The organism is Spiroplasma endosymbiont of Villa modesta, from assembly GCF_964030925.1.
GTDB lineage: Bacteria > Bacillota_I > Bacilli_A > Mycoplasmatales > VBWQ01 > Spiroplasma_E.
This window is the reverse complement of the sequence record NZ_OZ034992.1, coordinates 94,233-114,622: the sequence shown is the minus strand read 5'-3', so window position 1 is coordinate 114,622 and position 20,390 is coordinate 94,233. Positions and strand designations below refer to the sequence as shown.

The 20,390-nt window shown below is 25.4% G+C and carries 26 protein-coding genes; 19 read left to right on the top strand and 7 right to left on the bottom strand.

Features of this window, described 5'->3' with window-relative positions; genetic code table 4:
- The first annotated feature begins 1 nt into the window (after position 1).
- Both AAHM89_RS00660 and AAHM89_RS00655 read left to right on the top strand, forming a co-directional pair.
- On the top strand, positions 2-424 hold the full coding sequence (locus tag AAHM89_RS00660; RefSeq protein WP_342266636.1) for a transposase family protein: 423 nt from the start codon (positions 2-4) through the stop codon (positions 422-424).
- A gap of 23 nt (positions 425-447) precedes the next feature.
- Positions 448-762 carry a transposase family protein gene (locus AAHM89_RS00655; protein WP_342266635.1) on the top strand — a complete coding sequence of 105 codons (315 nt, stop codon included), beginning with the start codon at positions 448-450 and terminating at the stop codon, positions 760-762.
- A 275-nt stretch (positions 763-1,037) separates the two neighbouring features.
- Here AAHM89_RS00655 and AAHM89_RS00650 read toward each other — a convergent pair whose 3' ends face one another.
- The 6 genes from AAHM89_RS00650 to AAHM89_RS00625 all read right to left on the bottom strand — a co-directional run bounded on the left by AAHM89_RS00650 (position 1,038) and on the right by AAHM89_RS00625 (position 5,317).
- Positions 1,038-1,688: a hypothetical protein gene (locus AAHM89_RS00650; protein ID WP_342266634.1), complete on the bottom strand. Its 651-nt coding sequence runs from the start codon at positions 1,686-1,688 to the stop codon at positions 1,038-1,040.
- A 123-nt stretch (positions 1,689-1,811) separates the two neighbouring features.
- Entirely contained in the window at positions 1,812-2,246 is a 435-nt protein-coding gene (locus tag AAHM89_RS00645) for a hypothetical protein (RefSeq protein WP_342266633.1), read from the bottom strand.
- Between the two features lie 765 nt (positions 2,247-3,011).
- Complete coding sequence (locus AAHM89_RS00640) at positions 3,012-4,064, bottom strand: hypothetical protein (RefSeq protein WP_342266632.1); 1,053 nt, start codon at positions 4,062-4,064, stop codon at positions 3,012-3,014.
- A gap of 209 nt (positions 4,065-4,273) precedes the next feature.
- The gene (locus AAHM89_RS00635) at positions 4,274-4,423 is read right to left on the bottom strand and encodes a hypothetical protein (protein ID WP_342266631.1); all 150 of its coding nucleotides are present in this window, start codon (positions 4,421-4,423) and stop codon (positions 4,274-4,276) included.
- Positions 4,424-4,426: 3 nt separating this feature from the next.
- Positions 4,427-4,945 (bottom strand): hypothetical protein, encoded by a 519-nt coding sequence (locus AAHM89_RS00630; protein ID WP_342266630.1) that lies wholly within the window; start codon positions 4,943-4,945, stop codon positions 4,427-4,429.
- Positions 4,946-5,317: a hypothetical protein gene (locus AAHM89_RS00625; RefSeq protein WP_342266629.1), complete on the bottom strand. Its 372-nt coding sequence runs from the start codon at positions 5,315-5,317 to the stop codon at positions 4,946-4,948.
- Positions 5,318-5,340: 23 nt separating this feature from the next.
- On the opposite strand from AAHM89_RS00625, the gene AAHM89_RS00620 reads away from it, so the two are divergent.
- The 13 genes from AAHM89_RS00620 to AAHM89_RS00560 all read left to right on the top strand — a co-directional run bounded on the left by AAHM89_RS00620 (position 5,341) and on the right by AAHM89_RS00560 (position 14,664).
- Positions 5,341-5,715, top strand: coding sequence for a hypothetical protein (locus AAHM89_RS00620; RefSeq protein ID WP_342266628.1), 375 nt, complete (start codon positions 5,341-5,343; stop codon positions 5,713-5,715).
- A 177-nt stretch (positions 5,716-5,892) separates the two neighbouring features.
- On the top strand, positions 5,893-6,042 hold the full coding sequence (gene rpmG, locus AAHM89_RS00615) for a 50S ribosomal protein L33 (protein WP_174481441.1): 150 nt from the start codon (positions 5,893-5,895) through the stop codon (positions 6,040-6,042).
- An 11-nt stretch (positions 6,043-6,053) separates the two neighbouring features.
- Entirely contained in the window at positions 6,054-6,485 is a 432-nt protein-coding gene (gene secE / locus AAHM89_RS00610; RefSeq protein ID WP_342266627.1) for a preprotein translocase subunit SecE, read from the top strand.
- A gap of 19 nt (positions 6,486-6,504) precedes the next feature.
- Complete coding sequence (gene nusG / locus AAHM89_RS00605; RefSeq protein ID WP_342266626.1) at positions 6,505-7,137, top strand: transcription termination/antitermination protein NusG; 633 nt, start codon at positions 6,505-6,507, stop codon at positions 7,135-7,137.
- A gap of 178 nt (positions 7,138-7,315) precedes the next feature.
- The gene (rplK, locus tag AAHM89_RS00600; RefSeq protein ID WP_174481438.1) at positions 7,316-7,762 is read left to right on the top strand and encodes a 50S ribosomal protein L11; all 447 of its coding nucleotides are present in this window, start codon (positions 7,316-7,318) and stop codon (positions 7,760-7,762) included.
- Between the two features lies 1 nt (position 7,763).
- Entirely contained in the window at positions 7,764-8,444 is a 681-nt protein-coding gene (gene rplA, locus AAHM89_RS00595) for a 50S ribosomal protein L1 (RefSeq protein ID WP_338958648.1), read from the top strand.
- A 178-nt stretch (positions 8,445-8,622) separates the two neighbouring features.
- Positions 8,623-9,003: a hypothetical protein gene (locus AAHM89_RS00590; RefSeq protein ID WP_174481436.1), complete on the top strand. Its 381-nt coding sequence runs from the start codon at positions 8,623-8,625 to the stop codon at positions 9,001-9,003.
- Between the two features lie 19 nt (positions 9,004-9,022).
- Positions 9,023-9,388, top strand: coding sequence for a hypothetical protein (locus AAHM89_RS00585; RefSeq protein WP_342266625.1), 366 nt, complete (start codon positions 9,023-9,025; stop codon positions 9,386-9,388).
- A 139-nt stretch (positions 9,389-9,527) separates the two neighbouring features.
- Positions 9,528-10,523 carry an alkaline phosphatase gene (locus tag AAHM89_RS00580; RefSeq protein ID WP_342266624.1) on the top strand — a complete coding sequence of 332 codons (996 nt, stop codon included), beginning with the start codon at positions 9,528-9,530 and terminating at the stop codon, positions 10,521-10,523.
- A complete protein-coding gene (locus AAHM89_RS00575; RefSeq protein WP_342266623.1) occupies positions 10,523-11,662 on the top strand; it encodes a hypothetical protein in 1,140 nt (379 codons plus the stop codon). The genes AAHM89_RS00580 and AAHM89_RS00575 overlap by 1 nt, the downstream gene beginning before the upstream one ends.
- A gap of 150 nt (positions 11,663-11,812) precedes the next feature.
- Complete coding sequence (locus tag AAHM89_RS00570) at positions 11,813-12,358, top strand: hypothetical protein (RefSeq protein WP_342266622.1); 546 nt, start codon at positions 11,813-11,815, stop codon at positions 12,356-12,358.
- A gap of 140 nt (positions 12,359-12,498) precedes the next feature.
- The gene (locus tag AAHM89_RS00565) at positions 12,499-12,831 is read left to right on the top strand and encodes a hypothetical protein (RefSeq protein WP_342266621.1); all 333 of its coding nucleotides are present in this window, start codon (positions 12,499-12,501) and stop codon (positions 12,829-12,831) included.
- Between the two features lie 219 nt (positions 12,832-13,050).
- The gene (locus AAHM89_RS00560) at positions 13,051-14,664 is read left to right on the top strand and encodes an MATE family efflux transporter (RefSeq protein WP_342266620.1); all 1,614 of its coding nucleotides are present in this window, start codon (positions 13,051-13,053) and stop codon (positions 14,662-14,664) included.
- A gap of 181 nt (positions 14,665-14,845) precedes the next feature.
- Here AAHM89_RS00560 and AAHM89_RS00555 read toward each other — a convergent pair whose 3' ends face one another.
- Positions 14,846-15,127, bottom strand: coding sequence for an HU family DNA-binding protein (locus AAHM89_RS00555; RefSeq protein WP_174481356.1), 282 nt, complete (start codon positions 15,125-15,127; stop codon positions 14,846-14,848).
- 249 nt (positions 15,128-15,376) lie between these two features.
- Between AAHM89_RS00555 and AAHM89_RS00550 the strand changes: the two genes are divergently transcribed.
- From AAHM89_RS00550 to fusA, 4 genes are all read left to right on the top strand, one after another.
- On the top strand, positions 15,377-17,158 hold the full coding sequence (locus AAHM89_RS00550; RefSeq protein WP_342266619.1) for a spiralin repeat-containing protein: 1,782 nt from the start codon (positions 15,377-15,379) through the stop codon (positions 17,156-17,158).
- A gap of 186 nt (positions 17,159-17,344) precedes the next feature.
- Positions 17,345-17,764 carry a 30S ribosomal protein S12 gene (gene rpsL, locus AAHM89_RS00545; RefSeq protein ID WP_342266618.1) on the top strand — a complete coding sequence of 140 codons (420 nt, stop codon included), beginning with the start codon at positions 17,345-17,347 and terminating at the stop codon, positions 17,762-17,764.
- 14 nt (positions 17,765-17,778) lie between these two features.
- Entirely contained in the window at positions 17,779-18,246 is a 468-nt protein-coding gene (rpsG, locus tag AAHM89_RS00540) for a 30S ribosomal protein S7 (protein WP_174481359.1), read from the top strand.
- A gap of 15 nt (positions 18,247-18,261) precedes the next feature.
- The gene (fusA, locus tag AAHM89_RS00535; protein WP_342266617.1) at positions 18,262-20,364 is read left to right on the top strand and encodes an elongation factor G; all 2,103 of its coding nucleotides are present in this window, start codon (positions 18,262-18,264) and stop codon (positions 20,362-20,364) included.
- Positions 20,365-20,390 lie beyond the last annotated feature (26 nt).

Sequence of the window (20,390 nt, the reverse complement as noted above, 5' to 3'; positions counted from 1 at the left end):
AATGATTTTTGAAAATTTAAAAAAATTAAAAAATGAAGAATTTTACAGATATTTTGGTATAAAACGTTTTCATTTTAATGAAATGTTAGAAAAAATAATTGAAATAGAAAAATTAGAAAAAAATAAAGGTCGAAAAAATAAACTTTCAGTAGAAGAAAGATTAATGATGACTTTATTATACTGAAAAGAATATTATACTTTTTTTCAAATGAGTATTAAATCTAAAATGAGCCCATCAAGTTGTTTTCGAAATATTACTTGAGTAGAAAATAAACTTAGTAACCACAAAGATTACCAATTTTTAAAAGAAAGATATAAATTAAAAATTGATAAAAAACAAGAAAATTCAAATGAATTTCAATTTTATTTAATTGATTCAACTGAGATTGAAATTGAAAGACCAACTAAAAAAAACTACAGTTAGAATATTTTTCTGGTAAAAGTTGAATGTATTCTATAAAATTTCAAATTGTATATGATTTTTTTAATAAAAAAATTGTTGATATTTTTGCTGATAATGGTAAAGTGCATGATTTTCAAATATTAAAAAATTCAAATCTTGAATTTTCAGAAAAAACAATAATTATTGGTGATTTAGGATATCAAGGTATACAAAATATTTATAAAAATACAATAATACCAATTAAAAGAACTAAAAATAAAAAATTAACTAAACAAGAAAGAAAATACAATAAGATTGTATCTAAAATTAGAATTAAAGTTGAACATGTCTTGCTTGATTGAAAAGATTCAAAATTTTAGTAAATAAATGTAGAAAATCTAAATTTAGACTTATGTACTTAAGATTTAACTTACTTTGTGAAATTTTTAATAAAATAAAACCATTAAAATAAAAAAAATATTAAAAATATTTTTTTAAAATTTAAATTTTTATCGAGTTAATATAAAAATATTATTAACAATTTTTTGTTTAAAATGTAAACTCATTTTTTAAACTATTTTTTCAAAAAATATTTATTTCTATATTCAATAACACTAAATAGTTTTAAAACAATTTTATTGACAATTAATTAAATTTAATTACGGAATATGTCCATTGTAGTTTTATCTACTGGAGTAAAATGTAATCAATTTATTTTTCTTTTTTCTACTTCTTTTTTTAAAATATCAATAACTGCTAATCCACCACTACCATAATCAACATAACAAGTAAATCCAAATTTCATTGCTTGAAATTTAATACTTTCATCTAAATAATAATCAATAATATTATTTGCTAATTCATATGTATTTTTAAATTGCATTATTACATTACTATGATAAAATTCACTTTCTTGATGTATTCTTCTAGTTTTTTCATTTTCACCAATAAAACATAAAACAGCAACAGTAGGATGTGCTTGTGAACTTGTAGCAAAACCTAAATCTAAACCACCAACTATTTCATTAACATTAAAATCTAATTCAGTTTTAAGTTTATCTAAATATCTTGCAAATATAGAACCAGTTAAAACACTAGGTACACCATAATATCAACTTTGTGCTTTAATAGGGTCTAATTCTTTTAATTCTTCTAAATCATTAATTTTATCTTGTTTTAAATTATGTTCATTTAATTTTCAATTTGAATAATGAAATAATTTAAACATTTGATTTTCTTCTATTGATTTAATTTGTTCATTATTTTCTTTCATTAAATCTAAATTAAAAGGTACACGTTTATTCATATATTCAATAAAATATTGATAAATATTATCTGGATTACAACTTCTTATTTTAATAGTTTTTTTAGCATTACCTAATGCAAAAGTAATTGCTTGAAATTCTGCTTGACTAAATTCATTTGCTTCTTAACATCATTCAATTGCTAAATCAAAACCTTTTATTTCACTTCTAGAAAGCCCTTTAAGTGGTATTCTATCATTACTATTACTATATACACCCATAACTCTAATAAATGATTTACTACCTTTAAAACGAAAATCTGCTTGTTTATTTGGATATTTTAAAGTAAAATCTTTATAATCAAAACCAATATTAATTAATGCTTCATCAATTTCTTTTGTTAATTCATTAATATCTTTATTTAATTTTCTAAAACAATATATAGCAATTGATTTATTAACTTTAATTGAAATAGCAATTAATATTGCTAATTCTTCTGCAATACTATATGTTTTACTTGAATAACGACTTCCATTTAAATTATATTCACTATGAGTAAAATCACTTTTATTTAATAATCAATAACTAATTTCATGTAAATAAGTAAATTCTTTATTCATAATATTATTCCTGTAATTCTTCTAATTTTAATAATTTGCCAAAACTAAAAGGATATGGGGCTGTTGTCAGAAATATACTATTTTGATTTAATTGTAATCATACATAATTACTATCTTGTGTTATCAAACTATTTAAATATTGTGTTTTATTAACATATATAAATTCATTACATATTCAAGATTCTTCTATTTCCTCATCTGTAGGAGAATAATTATAATAAATACGATATCTTTTATTTTTAACAAAATTATAATTAATAGTTTTATTATCTTGTTTAGTACCTACTTCTTTTCATTGTGGAATATTTGGAGTTGGTGTTGGAGTATTTGGTAATTCAATATTAATCTCATTATTTTTTAATTCATTTATTTTTAAAGTATGACTTGTAATTTTTATAGGTTGAATAATATCTACTTTAACTGTATTTTGTAATTCTTCTAATGAAAAAATATTTGCATATTTTTCATTTCCACCTTCTAAAATTAATTGTCATTTATTAATATCTAATAATTGTAAATATAAAATACCTTCTTCATTATTAATTAAACCTTTTGTAAGAAATATTTTACTTCCATGTATTCCACCTAAATAATTACCTGTTTTAAATTCTACTGTTATTCTTGTATTTACTTGATGAAATGGTGGAGATTCCCATGTAATAATTACTCTATAAAGAGTATTAAAAGCAAGATTAAAATCACCATATTTACGATTATTTATACTTTTACCTATTACTTTTCAATTTTCTTTAACTTGTTTTTTATTTATTTCATTAATAGCACCAACAATATTTTATTATTAGTTTCTAATCTTCCATAAGTATTATTAAGCAATAATGAGATAGCAAGAGAACTATTTGAACTATCATTTATTCATAATTGGTCTCTATCATCTTTATATGTAAAATATCCTTTCATAAAAACAGATTTTTTATAATAATTAGTTAAATCTGGTATTTTATTATCAACATATTCTTTGTTAGTTGCATCAGTTTCAAAAGTAGGTGTTCCAACATCAATAATTCTTTTATTATTAGCAATAATACCTTTATCATCTTTTAATTTAACAAAATTAATATTATCTTTATCAACTTCTCATAATGAATTACCACTATTTCCACTAATAACTTTCTTTTCTTGACCTTCTTTACCATCAACTAATTTCATAGTATCATTACTAAAATATTTAGTAAATAATTCAATTGTTGTTAAATTATCAAATGATTTAATACCAGTAGTATCAATTCATAATTGAGTTCCAATTAAATGTTTAGGATTTTTAGGATATATTTTTACTCTTGTATCATTTGTTTTTAAATTTATTAATTCTAAATATCTTGTAAAAGGACTATCTTCACCATAATTACTATAAAAATTACTAAAAAAATCATTTCTTTTAGGTAAAACATCTAAATTAAAACCAGTAATATTTGGATATTCTTTAATTTTTCTTAAACAATTAAATACTTCTGGAACAATATAATAAGGTTCATTAGGATTATTTTCACTATAAGTCATACCACCTTGACTAATACTTGATTGACCACGAATATAATTACTATCTTTTGTTAATAAAAATCTAACATAATATGCAGTTGCAGTTTGTATTTCATCAGTAAATTCTGTTAATGTAGTTTCTGGTCATTTTTTTGAAATAGAATGTCCACTTAAATAATCAATATTATTACTTGCAACTGAAATAGCAAATCAAATTTCATTATCTGGTGTTGTAGTATCATCAAATTCTAATTTATTAAAACCTTTTCAATTTTTAAATTCTTCAATTGTTATAAACATTAATGGTTCTTTAATAGCCATAATAATTTACTCCTTAATGTAAAATAAAGGGTATTTAAACCCTTTAAATTTTAAATTTAGTTACTTTTTTCTTATCTTTTTCAGATAATTCTTTCTTTTTAGATTTTTGTGCTATTACAAAATTATCTATTTGTTCTTGTTCTACATTAAAACTATCAAGTAATTTTGCAGTAGAAGTAGTTTCTAATTGTAATTGAGAATTTATTTGTTTAATATTTGCTTTTTAATTCTTTTGCTAAATTTGATTGTTTTGATTTTTTAATAAATTTTGATAAAAATAATAAAACAATAGTAACAATTACTCCACTAGCAACTGCTCCACTTAATACTGCTGATATTACTGTTGTAGATAAATTCATTTTTTATTCCTCCAATTGTATTTTATTTGAATGTTGTTTACATAAATGACATTCTTTTTTATGTTTTCTAATTTCTTTATATTGATATATTAAATATGGACTTGTAATAATAATTGGTATTGTTATCAATGCATATTTAATTAATTTTCCATAATTACCTAATTTAGTTATAATATTTAATCCAATATGACCAAACATAGGAAATAACGTTAATATTAAATGGTCAGGTCAAGTAAAATTATATTGATTAGTATAATTACCTATTCCCATTGATATTGGTATTTTAGGTATTAATCAAGGTGTTATTGTAAAAAATAATGTTATAAACATACCTATAATATGACTTGTTATTTTTAAAATATTTGATATTAAAATTTTTATTTTATCAATATGAGTACTATTTTTATTAAATCAAATCTTATTTAATCTTTTATATTCTTTATTATCTTTACTTAATGGATTAATAGTATTTCATATACCAATCGGTTTAATTGGTTTATCTAATTCAATTATAATTACCACCTACTTTCATGTTTTATAAAAATTAGAATTTTGTTTAATTTTTATATATTTTCTTGTATGTAAAGAATTTTTTAATAATTGTTTTCTTTCATATCTTCATTGTGTACTTCCAATTTCATTTTTAGATAAAATTTTATATTCTTTTAATTTAAAAAAACCTTTTTCTAATCTATTAATAAAATGCATAGTTTTTTGAACATTAATATTATTTGGATAAATTACACTAGTATCTTGTGAACCATAATATTTACCTTTTTTAGCTAATTCACTTTTAACATATTTTCTTAATTGACTTGGTAATCATTTTCTATTTCAAAATTTTCAAAATATAGTTCCAGCACCAGAACCATTTTTACCTTTTGCTTGTGTCATTAATATTCATATTTCTTGTGGAAATGTTGGATAAGTGTATTTTAAGTAATAAAGATCTAAAGGAAATATATGAGTATTTAGAAAAAAATAATTGAGATAAGTTTGAAATGAGACATTCAGATAAAACAATTCCTAGTTTTGTTAAACTCGGAAAAATAAAAGATTGAAGACCAACATTGACAAAGTTTAAAGAATGAATAGATAATTATACTCCCGAAAATAAAAAGGTGGAGTTAGTAACGGAGATTGAAGATAGTAGTCAACGAGAAAGAATAAAGTTAAAAATTCCTGATTATGAGTTTGAACCGGAATTTGTTACAAATGCAAATAATGATATGCCAGAAGTTATCATAGAACCCAATGAAAGACAACCACTTTTAGGAAGTATTAATGGTTAATTAAAATTATTTTTTATTTATTATTTTATTTTTTCTTGTACAATTATTTTAGAAATGATGAATTTTAAAGAAAGATTAAAAATTTAACTTTGTTTTTAAAATAAAAATATTTTAAAATTGACACTTATTTTAAATAATAATATAATTAAAAATGGTTAAATTTTCTAGGTGAATTTAATGAACGAAAAAATAATTTTAATTTGTACTGTATGTTTAAATCGTAATTATCATACATACAAAAATAAGATTAAATATAAAGAGCGTATGGAACTAAAAAAATATTGTGAACATTGTCAAAAACATACTTTACATAAGGAATCACGTTAGGAGAAATTTTCATGAGTGCAGAAGACAAATCAAAAGAAAAACCAAAAATTAATTCTGAAAAATTGGCTCTTTTAAAAAGTAAATTTAATATTTTACGTAAAATTAAACCTTTAAGAACAAAAAGAACTTCTGAAGGAAAACCAAGTTTTGATCCACGAACAGCCGATAAAAATAAAAAGGTTAATATTAGCGAAATTTGAGAAAAAGAACGTAAAAATCGTACGCCTGAAGAACGTTTTTATTATAAAAAAGAAGCGAGAACTTATCATAAATATTTTTTCTTATACTTATCAAGAGAAATTAGAAGAACTCGTTGAACACCAAGAAAACAATTAAATAATAAATTTATTACAACAGTATTATTTATTGCTGTCTTAGCACTATTCTTTTATGGAATTGAGCAGTTATTACTATTTGTATTACCTTTATTAAAAATAATGTAAAAAATGGAGATGCCAAAAAATGAGCGAAAGAATAAAAAAAGAAACCCCTTTAGTGAAAACTACATCATTAGAAGAAACACATAAACATCGAATTGAGCAAGCACAATGATATATTGTTAATTGTAACAAAGGTCATGAAGATAAAGTTGCTGCTGATTTGAAAAATAAAATTGAAAAAAAATTAAATTTAAAAGATAATATTTTTCAAGTTAGAGTTGTTAAAGAAGCAATACCAGATAAAGATAAAAAAATAACTGAAAAAAATATTTTTCCGGGTTATATTTTTGTTCATATGATTTTAACCGAAGATACTTGATATGATATTCGTAATACAACAGGTATTAATGGATTTATTGGTTCTAGTGGTAAGGGTGTACCACCAACTCCACTTTCTACTAAAGAAGTTAATGAAATGTTATATCGTAATTCTAAAAATTCATCACAACCTAAAGTTAAAGAGATAAAAAAAATTATTCGTGATTTTGAGTTGAATGATTTTGTTCATATTACTTCTGGTGCTTTACAAGGTCGAGAAGGAGAAGTTATTAAATTAGATGAAGATAAGGGTGTTGCAACAGTTTCTGTTGATATGTTTGGTCGTCAAACTGAAATTAAAGTAGAATATGATAGTTGTAAAAAAATTAAAGTTTAGTTTAAACTATTTAATTTTTATGTAAAATAAAATTAAAATATATTTGACTACTAATTATAATGATGTTATTATTTGTAAAGTACTATTTATATATATAAATAGACTTTAATTATGTTTAAACTTGTGGAAGATTTAATCGTTTGGACCACAGTGAGAATCCATTTAGGAGGAGTTGCTCATGGCAGATAAAAAAAATATTAATCGTGAAGGTATTATTCAATTACCAGCTGGTAGTGCCAAACCAGGTGCTAGTTTAGCATCATTCGGTATTGATATGCCACGTTTTTGTAGAGAATTTAACGATAAAACCAAAGATCAAAAAGATGATGTTAATCCGGTTCCAATTCCAGTTTTTATTACAGCATATAAAGATAAAACTTTCGACTTTAAAATAAAAACTGCACCAACAACATTTCTTTTAAAAAGAGCATTGAAACTTGCAAAAGGTTCATCAAATGCTAAATTAACAAAAGTAGGAACACTTACTATTGCTCAAATTACAGAAATTGCTCAAATTAAATTACCTGATTTAAATGCTTATTCTTTAGAAGATGCAATTAAAATTGTTGCAGGAACAGCCAAGAATATGGGCATTACTGTTGAAGATGGAAAGCAAGGTGTTTAATATGAATAGAAGTAAAAGATATCTTGCAGTTGCAAAATTAGTTGATAACACTAAAGTTTATCCAATTGATCGTGCTTTAGAATTAGCTAAACAAACTTCATCATTAAAATTTGATGCAACAGTTGAAGCAGCATTTCGTTTAAATGTTGATCCAAGACATGCTGATCAAATGTTACGTGGTTCTATTGTTTTACCAGCAGGGACTGGAAAAACACAACGTGTTTTAGTGATAACTACTACTAAACAAAAAGAGGCAATGGAAAGTCAAGCTGATTTTGTTGGTGGTAAGGAAATGATTGAAAAAATTCAAAAAGGTTGATTTGATTTTGATGTTATTATTGCAACACCCGAAATGATGGGTGAATTAGGAAAAATTGGTAGAGTATTAGGACCAAAAGGATTAATGCCTACAGCAAAACTAGGAACAGTAACAATGGATGTTCAAAAAGCAATAGCTGATATTCGTAAAGGTAAAGTTGAATATCGTGTTGATAAACAAGGTAATATTCATGTTATTCTTGGTAAAGTGTCATTTGCACAAGAAGGGTTAAAAGATAATTATTTAGCAATTCTTAACACTTTAAGAAAAGTTAAACCTGCAGCAGTTAAGGGTGCTTATATTAAAAATATAAGTATTACTACGGCAATGGGCCCTGGTATTAAAGTATTAATTGAAGAATAATATAATAATATAGAAAAAATCATTAGTAAAAGTACTAATGATTTTTTTATGTTTTTATTCATAATTTTTTTATTATTTAAAAAAATTTTACGCTATAATTTATTTATTGTGATAATACCAATTAATCCATTATTTTGGTAAAACAATAAAATAATTAGGTAGTAAAGGAGAAACCTTAATGAAAAATCTTATAAATCTTTTTAAGAAACAAAATTGAGGAATAAAAATTGGCTTTGCCTCACTGGTAATTAGTTTGCTTTGTTTAGCATTAGGACTAATTTTAATTGCAACAGCCAATTTTAAAGCCCCAAGTGGAGGAAGTTCACAATATGCTGGAAATGGCTTTCATGCTATTTCTATATGAGGACTTGATAGTTTTTTAAGCAAAGCTGGCTATGATCAAATGTGAACAGATGCTACTAGTGATAAGCTTTTAACTTATCCTCTTGCGCAAGTAGTTGTCGGAATTGTATTTACAGTAATTTTAACTGCTATCTTTCTTGGTGTTAGTGTTTTATCTTTAATATTTGGTTATTTTAAACGTTGATTATATTCTTAGTGTTTAGTAAGTGTTAAATATGGATAAAAATGTAGAATATAAAAAAGTTACATCTTGGGATTGAAAGCAAAAACTAGGATTATTCTTATGCATTTTAACTTTGTTTTTTCTAATAATTAGTTTAATATTATTTGGAACAGCTATTTTTAATGATCATTATAATAATTTTCTTGGTAACGGTTTTTGAAGTTTAAAACACTATGGTATTATTAATTTGTTTTATAATTGAGATCAACTAGATATAGAAGCGGCTAAAAATACTTATGTTTCTCATTCTTTTGAACAAGTTTATTTTGCAATTATTTTTTTAATTATTATTGTACCAATATGTTTTGTTCTTGGAGTTAGTTTATTAGTTAGAGGATGATGAAAGTCAAGAATTTAATATATAGTTACTTCATAAATTTATTTATAGTAAAATTTAATAATCATTATTTCATTAAAAAGGGTGTATTATGATGTTTAATTCTAAAAAAATAATTGTTTTTTTACTAATAAATATTGTGTGAGTAGTAGTTTGGATTATGATAACTATTAGTTACGATAGTTATCGTGATCCAATTTTAAATTATGTACCACATAGTAACGATTATTTAACAAATGAACCAACTAATCAATTGGTTCCCAAAGCAAAAAAACCTAAACATGTAGTTATGGTGGGTGTTGATGGTATGGCCAGTTATGCATTAAAAAGTGGTTATAGTCCAAATATGAACTATTTAATGCATCATGGTGCGTATACACTGGAAGCACGTGATGTTTTACCAACTTCTTCTGCTGCAAATTGAGCAAGTGTTATGTTTGCTACAGATCCTATTAAGCATGGTGTTGTTGATCAAGATTTGTGGAATGTTCATCATACTGTTCATGCTGAAGTAAAAGCTGATCAAGTAAGTATTTTTAGTTCTATTATTGATAAGTATGGTCCTTCAAAAAAATTATTTGGTTATGCTAGTGAAGGTGAAATGATTGCTAATTTTCAACCCAAAGGCCAAGAAAATATAAAAACTTTAATTAGTAGTAATGGTAATTATTGTGCAACAGAAAATGATAAACAAACTTTTGAAAATACCAAAAACGTATTAAGTAATAAACCTTTATTTTCATTTTTTTATTATGTTAATCCTGATTTAGCAGGTCATTCACGTGAATGAAATAGTGAAGAATATTATCAAGCAATTAGTCAGATTGATAAATATATTGGAGGTATTATTGAAAATTTAAAAGATTTAGAAATGTGAGAAGATACCTTATTAATTATTAGTTCTGATCATGGAGGTGTTTCACAATATCATGGTCATTCTTCTGATGCTGAACAAAAAATTCCTTTGCTTTTTGCAGGAAATTGTATTCCAAAACACGGAATTATTCCAGATAAAATTAAAATTTATGATATTCCAGCTACTATTGCTTGATTATTAGATATTAATTCACCACCAATAATTTGAGATGGTCAGCCAATTTTAACACCTTTTTTTGATATGACAAATATGTATGATCATAGTGAGGAGTTTAAGTAATGGATATTATCAATTTTAAACAAATTAATTTTCGAAATAATGGCATTAGATTACTTATTGTGCTTGCTACTATTTTTATTGTTTGAAATAATGTACAAAATGTTACTTTAAATATTGGTGGTAGTTTACATGCTTTTAATGCTTATTTTTGTTCACCAATGTTATTTGTTATATTGATATCATTTGGTTTTTTAAGTGCCAATAATAATTTTAGTTGAAAAGAGTATAGTAAATTAATACTAGCTATTATGATTTTATCTTTAGTTACAAGTTTTATGTATTTAGATTTTTTTGCTTTTAAAGAAGGATATGTAACAACAGGTTATATGATAGGATTATGATTTAAATTATTATTTTTTGATTATGGTAAATGAATGATATGAATTATTATTGGTGGTAGCGCATTAGTAAAAGTTGTTACTAACCACTTTTCCTTAAGTAATAAAAGTTGAAATATTGTTAAAATAATAACTTTAGTTATTACTAGTATTTTATTAATAATAGTTTTAATATTTAGTATTAACTTGCAACTTACTAGTAAGTTATATTGATATGATAACTTTAATTGAGATTTATTTTATGTATCATTTCGTGAGGGTGGATTTTTACAACTGATACCTGGGTTATTAGCTTTTTTAGTTGGTCTTAATTTTCAGTGATGAGTAAATTGAGAAAAGATAAAAGATAATGTGGTTTATTCATTACTTAGTTTTTCTTTATTTATTGTTATTATTAGTTGTCGAATGATATTTTATTTTCCTTTAATTTATTGAGATATTATGGAAATTTTGCAAGCTTTATTTTTATTTATTCCTTTTATTATGTTAAATATTAATTATAATAAAACTTTAGCCTTTTTATTTCATGGTACTACTTTTATTTTATTTTTCCATATTGTTTTTAATAAAATAATTAGTGTTGAATTTATGACAGGTTTATTATTGCGTTTAATATTTGGATTAAATGTTGCCAGAAGGGCAGTAGAATTTGTAAATAATAATTTTTTTGTTACTATAATTTACTCATTTGTTAAGATGTTAATTTTAATTTTCTTTTGTGCTTTTTTATCAAGACAATATGTAAAACTATTTAAATTTAAAGTATTTGCTATAGAAAAAAAGAAAGCAATTATTCATTAAATTATTATAATTAATCTTTTGCTCTTATAATAAAAATAATTATCATCTTTTAATTATTAACCATTTCCCTCATTTTATAATCAACCATCTTTATTTGAAAAATGATAAAATTTTACTAAAATTAGTGTTAAAAAGAGGGAGGATTAATTTATGAAAGCATTATTAACAACATTAGTAAGTTTAACAACTGTTATTACACCAATTATCACAACAACTAATTTATCAGTTACTAGTGAATTAGATAATAAGATTAATTATCATCATAAAAATTTACAAATAATATTAAAATCATTATTTAGAACAACTAAAGAAAGCAATATCAAACTTACGCTTACACTAGGAGCAACTTATGGTGAAATTAATAAAGATATTTATAATACAGCAGATGTATTTAAACAACATCAACTAGCTGCTGGTTATCAAGTTAATTATTATAAAAATGATGGTGATAAAGATACTATTAATAACGTTGGACAAGAACCAGGGGATGTTTATGTTATAATTACTGCCGATCACCATGATCCTTATTGAAAAGGTCAAACTAAATATTTGAGAATAACAATTCAAAAGGCCAATTTAGATAAGATTACTAATCTTACTGATTTATCTAATATTAAAGTTGATACTACTAAAAAATATCAAGAAATTGATTCAACTGTTTTAATAGTGCTAAGCAATTTGAGAATAATAAGTTAGCGGCTGGTTTTACTGTTAATTATTTTAGTGATGAAGAAGGAAAAGTGGCAGCAGATGATGAAGAATAGGTTGCTGGTGATATTTGAGTTAAAATTACAGCAGATGTTAATGATCCTTATTGAACAGGAACAACAGCCATTTTGAAAGTAACTTTAACAGATAAGCGTTCTGATTTAAATACAATTAAGGATTTATCAAGAATGGATCCAATTATTGTTAATCCTAATTTAACATATCAACAAATTAATAAGAATGTTATTAATACTTCTAATCAATTAAAGAGTGATCCTTTAACTGGTAATTTCACAATTCAATATTTTAGTGATAAATTTGCTAAACATGTAATTAATAACTATTATCAACAAGTTGGTATGGTTTATGTTATTATTACTCCTGATTTTCATACAGGAACTAAGTGAAAAACTAATAAAATACCAATTGTTTTTTCAATTGAAAGTAATGATAGTTTTTAAATAAAAATAAATTAAAGAGATTATTTTTAAATATTTATTTATTATTAGGTTATAATGTAATTATATTTTTTATAAAAATTTATATTTTAATTTTTTTCTTCTAACATTTTTTAAAATACTAAACATGTTTTTTATTTGTGACAGCAATAGATATTTTAGTTATGAGTTTTTATAAAATATAATATTAATTAGATTAATTTTGTTAGAAAGGATAATATTATGGAAAAAGAAAATATTGCTAAAGTTACTTTCAATAAAAGAACAGAAAGAAATTCAATAAACAAGTTGAAAAGACAAGCTATTTTTAGCACGGCAAATCCATGAAAAGCAATCTTTATTATGGTCACACCACCTTTAATTGCTGTAATTATTTTTTCTACTTATCAAATTTTTGATAAATGAATTGCTACACAATGAGGTGGACAAAGTATTATTGATCGTTATAATAATTATCAAAATTCAGGAATAATGATAACTGCTGAACAAGCATTAAAAATTATTAATATTGCTACTACTTATGCTGCTGTTCCTTCTTCAATGATGGTTTCCTTTGCTTTAATGGTTGCAACTGGAACAGGTATTAAGTTTTCAATTGCATATGGTCAAAATAAACGAGAACAAATGTCAGAATATTTAGGAAATGCGTTTCTATTATCTTTTTTAGTTTCTATTGTTCTTATGATCATTATGTATTTTAGTTGTCAGAGTATTATTGAATTTCAAGCTGGAAGTGATGCTGGAAGTAATCCAGTAATTAGGGAAATAATAATTAAAGAAGCAGTTAGATTTTCACAAATTTTAATTCTTGCTACACCATTACTTTTTTTTGCTTATTTTTTAGTTTCATTGTTACGTAGTGAAGGAATGATGTTATGAACAATTTTAATTAATGTTGCAGCTTGTTTAGTAAATATATCTTTAGATTTTATTTTTGTTATTCCTGGTAAATTAGGAATGGAAGGTACTGCATATGCAACTATTATTGCTTGAGCAAGCATTAATTTATTTTCAATAGGTATTATTTGATATAGTGCCGATAATTTAAGATTTAAAGTAGCACACTTAAAACTTAAATGAGTAATAGTAACGGGCATTTTATTAATTGGTGCAACTTCTTTATTACAAAATATTGCCCAAAGTATTTTGGCAATGGTTACTACTAAAATTTTAAATACATTGCCACCTCCAGACTATCATGGTGGAGGAAGTACTGGTATTCCGGTTTTTGTTCAATTATATGGTGGTATTATGCCTTGGTTAATTTTAATTAATGCACCTATTATTGGAATTACGCAGGGAGCAAGAGCATTAATTGGTTATGTTTATGGTTCAAAGGACTTTAGTCGTGTTTGACAATTGATGTGACGTTTAACTTTATTACTTTTATTGTTGCTAATTGGTTCAGTATTATTAGTAGTAATAGTAGGGCAATATATGATGCATTTCTTTGGCGTAGATTTAGAAATGGCAAGATTCTTTAAAGTTTATATTATTATGCAGTTTGCTTTTTATCCATTAGCTACACTACATTATGTTGCTGTTATTTTCTATCAATCAATTAATCGTGGTAAATTGTCATTATTTGCTAGTTTACAACGAACAATTATAATGCCAATTGTTTGTTTAAGTTTAGGATATTATGTTGCACATGTTTCTCATAATGGTTTTTATTTTTATTTATTTCTTGGCTTTATTGATTTATTTGCTGCTTTTATATTATTACCATTATTAATTTATACATTTTTAAAATCTAAACCATTTATTCATACAACTAAAGATAAAAAAATGCAAATATCTAATTTATCAGAAAAAAAGTACTTAATAAAAATATAATAGATTAAGTAATTTATAAAAATATATCTTAATATTAATATATGAAGAAAATAAAAAATACTCATTTAAAACAGAGTATTTTTTTAATTATTTAAGATTAAAAAAGGTTGCTAATTTTACAAATTAAAAGGAATGAATATACAATCTATATTTGATTGAAGTCATTCCTAAAATAAAATATTTATTTACCTTCATTAACTCTCTTTTTTAATGCTTTACAAGAATTAAATTTAACTACTCGCTTTCTAGGAATAGCCATCGGTTCTGAATTTTGTGGATTTACTCCCGGTCGAGCTTTGCGGTATTTAATAGTAAAAGTTCCAAAGTTACGTAGTGTTACTTTTTCTCCTTTAATTAAAGCAGTAGCAATTTTATCTAAGATAAATTCTAACACTTCTTTGTATTCTTTTTCTGATAATTCTAATTTTTTTTGTACAGCTCGTGCTATCTGACTTTTTTGCATAAAATTTTCAACCCTTTCTTATTACCATAAGTATGCTATAAAAACATGCCTTAAATGATACTTATTATTATATAACATTTTTTAAAAAAACCTTATTTAATGAAAATCAAAGACTAGTAAAAAAATAAGATTTGAATATATAAATTTATATGTTAATTAACATGTGCAAAGCAAAAAATCTTTACATTAATTTTCTTGTATGTTAAAATTCAAAAAATAAGTAAATAACTATTTCGGAGGTACTAAGATATGCAAATGAAAAATTTATTAAGACTTATGGGTGCATTAGCCCTAACAACAGTAGCTACTACTTCAGTTGTAGCTTGTGGTGATCAAACTGCTAAGCAAGATATTAAAGATGTTAAAGTTGATGATCTTAAAACAGCAGTAGATAGTGAAAAAACTTTTGGTGATTTAAATACTAATAAAGAAATTACTGATGCAGTTGCAGCAGCGATTAAAAAAACAACTAAATTAGATGTTAGTGTAGGTACTGATTTTACTTTAACTAATGATAAGAAAAAAGAAGATAAACAAGTTGCTTGTGAAGTTAAATTTACAGTTACAGCACAAGGTGATAAAATTTCAGGAACATTTACATTTACAGATACTTTAACTGTTGCTAAGCAAGATATTAAAGATGTTAAAGTTGATGATCTTAAAACAGCAGTAGATAGTGAAAAAACTTTTGGTGATTTAAATACTAATAAAGAAATTACTGATGCAGTTGCAGCAGCGATTAAAAAAACAACTAAATTAGATGTTAGTGTAGGTACTGATTTTACTTTAACTAATGATAAGAAAAAAGAAGATAAACAAGTTGCTGGTGAAGTTAAATTTACAGTTACAGCACAAGGTGATAAAATTTCAGGAACATTTACATTTACAGATACTTTAACTGTTGCTAAGCAAGATATTAAAGATGTTAAAGTTGATGATCTTAAAACAGCAGTAGATAGTGAAAAAACTTTTGGTGATTTAAATACTAATAAAGAAATTACTGATGCAGTTGCAGCAGCGATTAAAAAAACAACTAAATTAGATGTTAGTGTAGGTACTGATTTTACTTTAACTAATGATAAGAAAAAAGAAGATAAACAAGTTGCTGGTGAAGTTAAATTTACAGTTACAGCACAAGGTGATAAAATTTCAGGAACATTTACATTTACAGATACTTTAACTGTTGCTAAGCAAGATATTAAAGATGTTAAAGTTGATGATCTTAAAACAGCAGTAGATAGTGAAAAAACTTTTGGTGATTTAAATACTAATAAAGAAATTACTGATGCAGTTGCAGCAGCGATTAAAAAAACAACTAAATTAGATGTTAGTGTAGGTACTGATTTTACTTTAACTAATGATAAGAAAAAAGAAGATAAACAAGTTGCTGGTGAAGTTAAATTTACAGTTACAGCACAAGGTGATAAAATTTCAGGAACATTTACATTTACAGATACTTTAACTGTTGCTAAGCAAGATATTAAAGATGTTAAAGTTGATGATCTTAAAACAGCAGTAGATAGTGAAAAAACTTTTGGTGATTTAAATACTAATAAAGAAATTACTGATGCAGTTGCAGCAGCGATTAAAAAAACAACTAAATTAGATGTTAGTGTAGGTACTGATTTTACTTTAACTAATGATAAGAAAAAAGAAGATAAACAAGTTGCTGGTGAAGTTAAATTTACAGTTACAGCACAAGGTGATAAAATTTCAGGAACATTTACATTTACAGATACTTTAACTGTTGCTAAGCAAGATATTAAAGATGTTAAAGTTGATGATCTTAAAACAGCAGTAGATAGTGAAAAAACTTTTGGTGATTTAAATACTAATAAAGAAATTACTGATGCAGTTGCAGCAGCGATTAAAAAAACAACTAAATTAGATGTTAGTGTAGGTACTGATTTTACTTTAACTAATGATAAGAAAAAAGAAGATAAACAAGTTGCTGGTGAAGTTAAATTTACAGTTACAGCACAAGGTGATAAAATTTCAGGAACATTTACATTTACAGATACTATTGAATAAATAATTAATATATATTAATTTAAAATGACATAATTTAAATTGTGTCATTTTTTTCTAATTATTTTTCAAAATTTATTTGACTATTACTATTAAAAACTGGTATTATACTTATTGGACTAAATTTTGATACACTAGGAATTGTGTATATAATTAATTCTTTAAAATCATAAAGGAGGCTAACGATTAATGCCAACAATGAACCAACTATTACGTAAAGGACGTACAGATAAAAAATACAAATCTAAATCACCAGCGTTAAATGCTTCATATAATTCATTAACAAAAACAACTTCTTCAATTAGCAGTCCGCAAAAAAAAGGTGTAGCGCTTGTAGTTACTACAAGAACACCAAAAAAACCTAACTCAGCTTTAAGAAAAATTGTTCGTGCTCGTTTAACTAACGGTATGGAAGTTACTGCTTATATTTCTGGAGAAGGTCATAATTTGCAAGAACATGCTATTGTTGGAATCCGTGGTGGGAGAGTTAAAGACTTACCTGGAGTTAGATACCATGTTATTCGTGGGTATTCTGATACTGCCGGAGTAGTAAATCGTAATCAAGGTCGTTCTAAATACGGAACTAAAAAACCAAAAGATAAGAAATAAGGAGGTAAAACTAAATGCGTAAAAATCAAGCTATTAAAAGAGAATTAGTTGCTGATCCAATTTATGATTCAAAAATTGTTACTCAATTAATTAACGCCATTATGATTGATGGTAAAAAAAGTGTAGCTCAAAAAATTGTTTATAATTCTTTTAAAATTGTTGGAGAAAAAACCCAACAAGTACCATTAGAAGTATTTGAAAAGGCAATTGCTAATATTACACCACAATTAGAAATTAAAACTCGAAGAATTGGTGGCGCAAACTATCAAGTTCCTATTGAAGTTAGTGCTACTCGTAAGATAACTTTAGCAATTCGTTGATTAGTTTCTTATTCACAAGCAAGATATGGTAATAGTATGCAAGATAAACTTGCAGCTGAGATTATGGATGCTGCTACTGGTAATGGTTCATCAATTAAAAAACGTGATGAAATTCATCGTATGGCTGAAGCTAATAAAGCCTTTGCTCACTATAAATGATAATAAAGGAGAGAGAAAATGGCAGAAAAATCAGGTCGAGAATATTCACTAGCAAATACTAGAAATATTGGAATTATGGCTCATATTGATGCTGGTAAAACTACAACAACAGAAAGAGTTTTATATCATACTGGTAAAATTCATAAAATTGGTGAGGTACATGAAGGTGCCGCAACTATGGACTGAATGGAACAAGAACAAGAACGTGGTATTACTATTACTTCAGCTGCAACAACTGCTGTTTGAAGAAATAATCGAATAAATATTATTGATACTCCGGGTCACGTTGATTTTACTGTTGAAGTTGAACGCTCATTAAGAGTTTTAGACGGAGCAGTTGCTGTATTAGACGCGCAAACTGGAGTTGAACCACAAACTGAAACTGTTTGAAATCAAGCAACTAGGTATAATGTACCAAGAATTGTTTTTGCAAATAAAATGGATAAAATTGGGGCTGACTTTGCTCATTCAATTCAAACATTAAAAGATCGTCTTGGTGCTAATGCTCATGCAATTCAATGACCAATTGGTGCAGAAGATGCTTTTGATGGAATTATTGATATAATTGAGATGAAAGCATACCATTTTGATGGTAAACCAAATGAGGATTATAAAGAAATTGCAATTCCTGAAGAACTTAAAGATGTTATTGCAAGTAGACGTGAGGAATTATTAGAAGCACTTTCTCACTTTGATGATGATTTCTTTATGAAATATGCTGAAGGAGAAGTAACGGTTGTTGAAATTAAGACAGTAATTCGTAAAGCAACAATTGCTGCTGAGTTTTTCCCAGTATTATGTGGTAGTGCCTTTAAAAATAAAGGTGTTAAATTAATGTTAGATGCAGTTATTGATTACTTGCCTTCACCATTAGATGTACCTGCAATTAAAGGAATATTACCTGTTTCATCAAAAGAAGTAGAACGTCATTCTAGTGATGAAGAACCTTTCTCAGCGTTGGCATTTAAAATTATGACCGACCCTTTTGTTGGAAGATTAACTTTTTTTAGAGTATATTCGGGAACATTAGAATCTGGTAGTTATGTATTAAACTCAACTAAAGAAAAAAAAGAGCGTGTTGGTCGAATTTTACAAATGCATGCCAATAGTCGTGCCGAAATTAAAAAGGTTTATGCTGGTGACATTGCTGCTATTGTTGGTTTAAAAGATACAACTACTGGTGATACATTATGTGATGAAAAACATGAAGTTATTTTAGAAAAAATGGTGTTTCCAGAACCGGTTATTTCATTAGCGCTTGAACCAAAAACAAAAGCTGATCAAGAAAAAATGAGTTTAGGTTTACAAAAACTTGCAGAAGAAGATCCAACATTCCGTGTTTCATCAGACAAAGAAACAGGACAGACAATTATTTCAGGAATGGGAGAACTGCATTTAGACATCTTAACTGATCGTTTAAAACGTGAATTTAAAGTAGCAACTAACATTGGAAATCCACAAGTTGCTTATCGTGAAACAATTAAAGCAGTTTGTGAGCGCGCTGAGGGTAAATATATTCATCAATCAGGTGGTCGCGGCCAATATGGACATGTTATTATTAAATTTGAACCAAATCCAGATAAAGGATTTGAGTTTGTTGATAAAATTGTTGGTGGTAAAGTGCCACGTGAATACATTAAACCAGTACAAGAAGGATTAATTGAATCATTAGCTAATGGTTTAATTGCTGGATATCCAGTTATTGACGTTAAAGCAACATTATATGATGGTTCATTCCACCCTGTTGACTCTTCAGAACGTGCCTTTAATATTGCAGCTTCTAAATCTTTACAAGATAATAAAGATTTATTAAAACCAGTATTATTAGAACCAATTATGAATGTTGAAGTTATTATTCCAGATGAATATTATGGTTCTATTGTTGGTAAAATTTCTGGTAAAAGAGGTACTATTGAAGCAGATGAAATGCGTGGTAACAGTAAAGTTGTTAAAGCTAAAGTGCCTTTATCTGAAATGTTTGGTTATGCTACTGAATTACGTTCAATGACCCAAGGACGTGGAACATATACAATGTCTTTTTCACACTATGAAGAAGCACCAAAATCAGTTGCTGAAGCAGTTGCTGGTAAATATCAAAAAGGAAGAATTACTAAAAAATAAAATAATTTAATTGAAAGTATAATAAC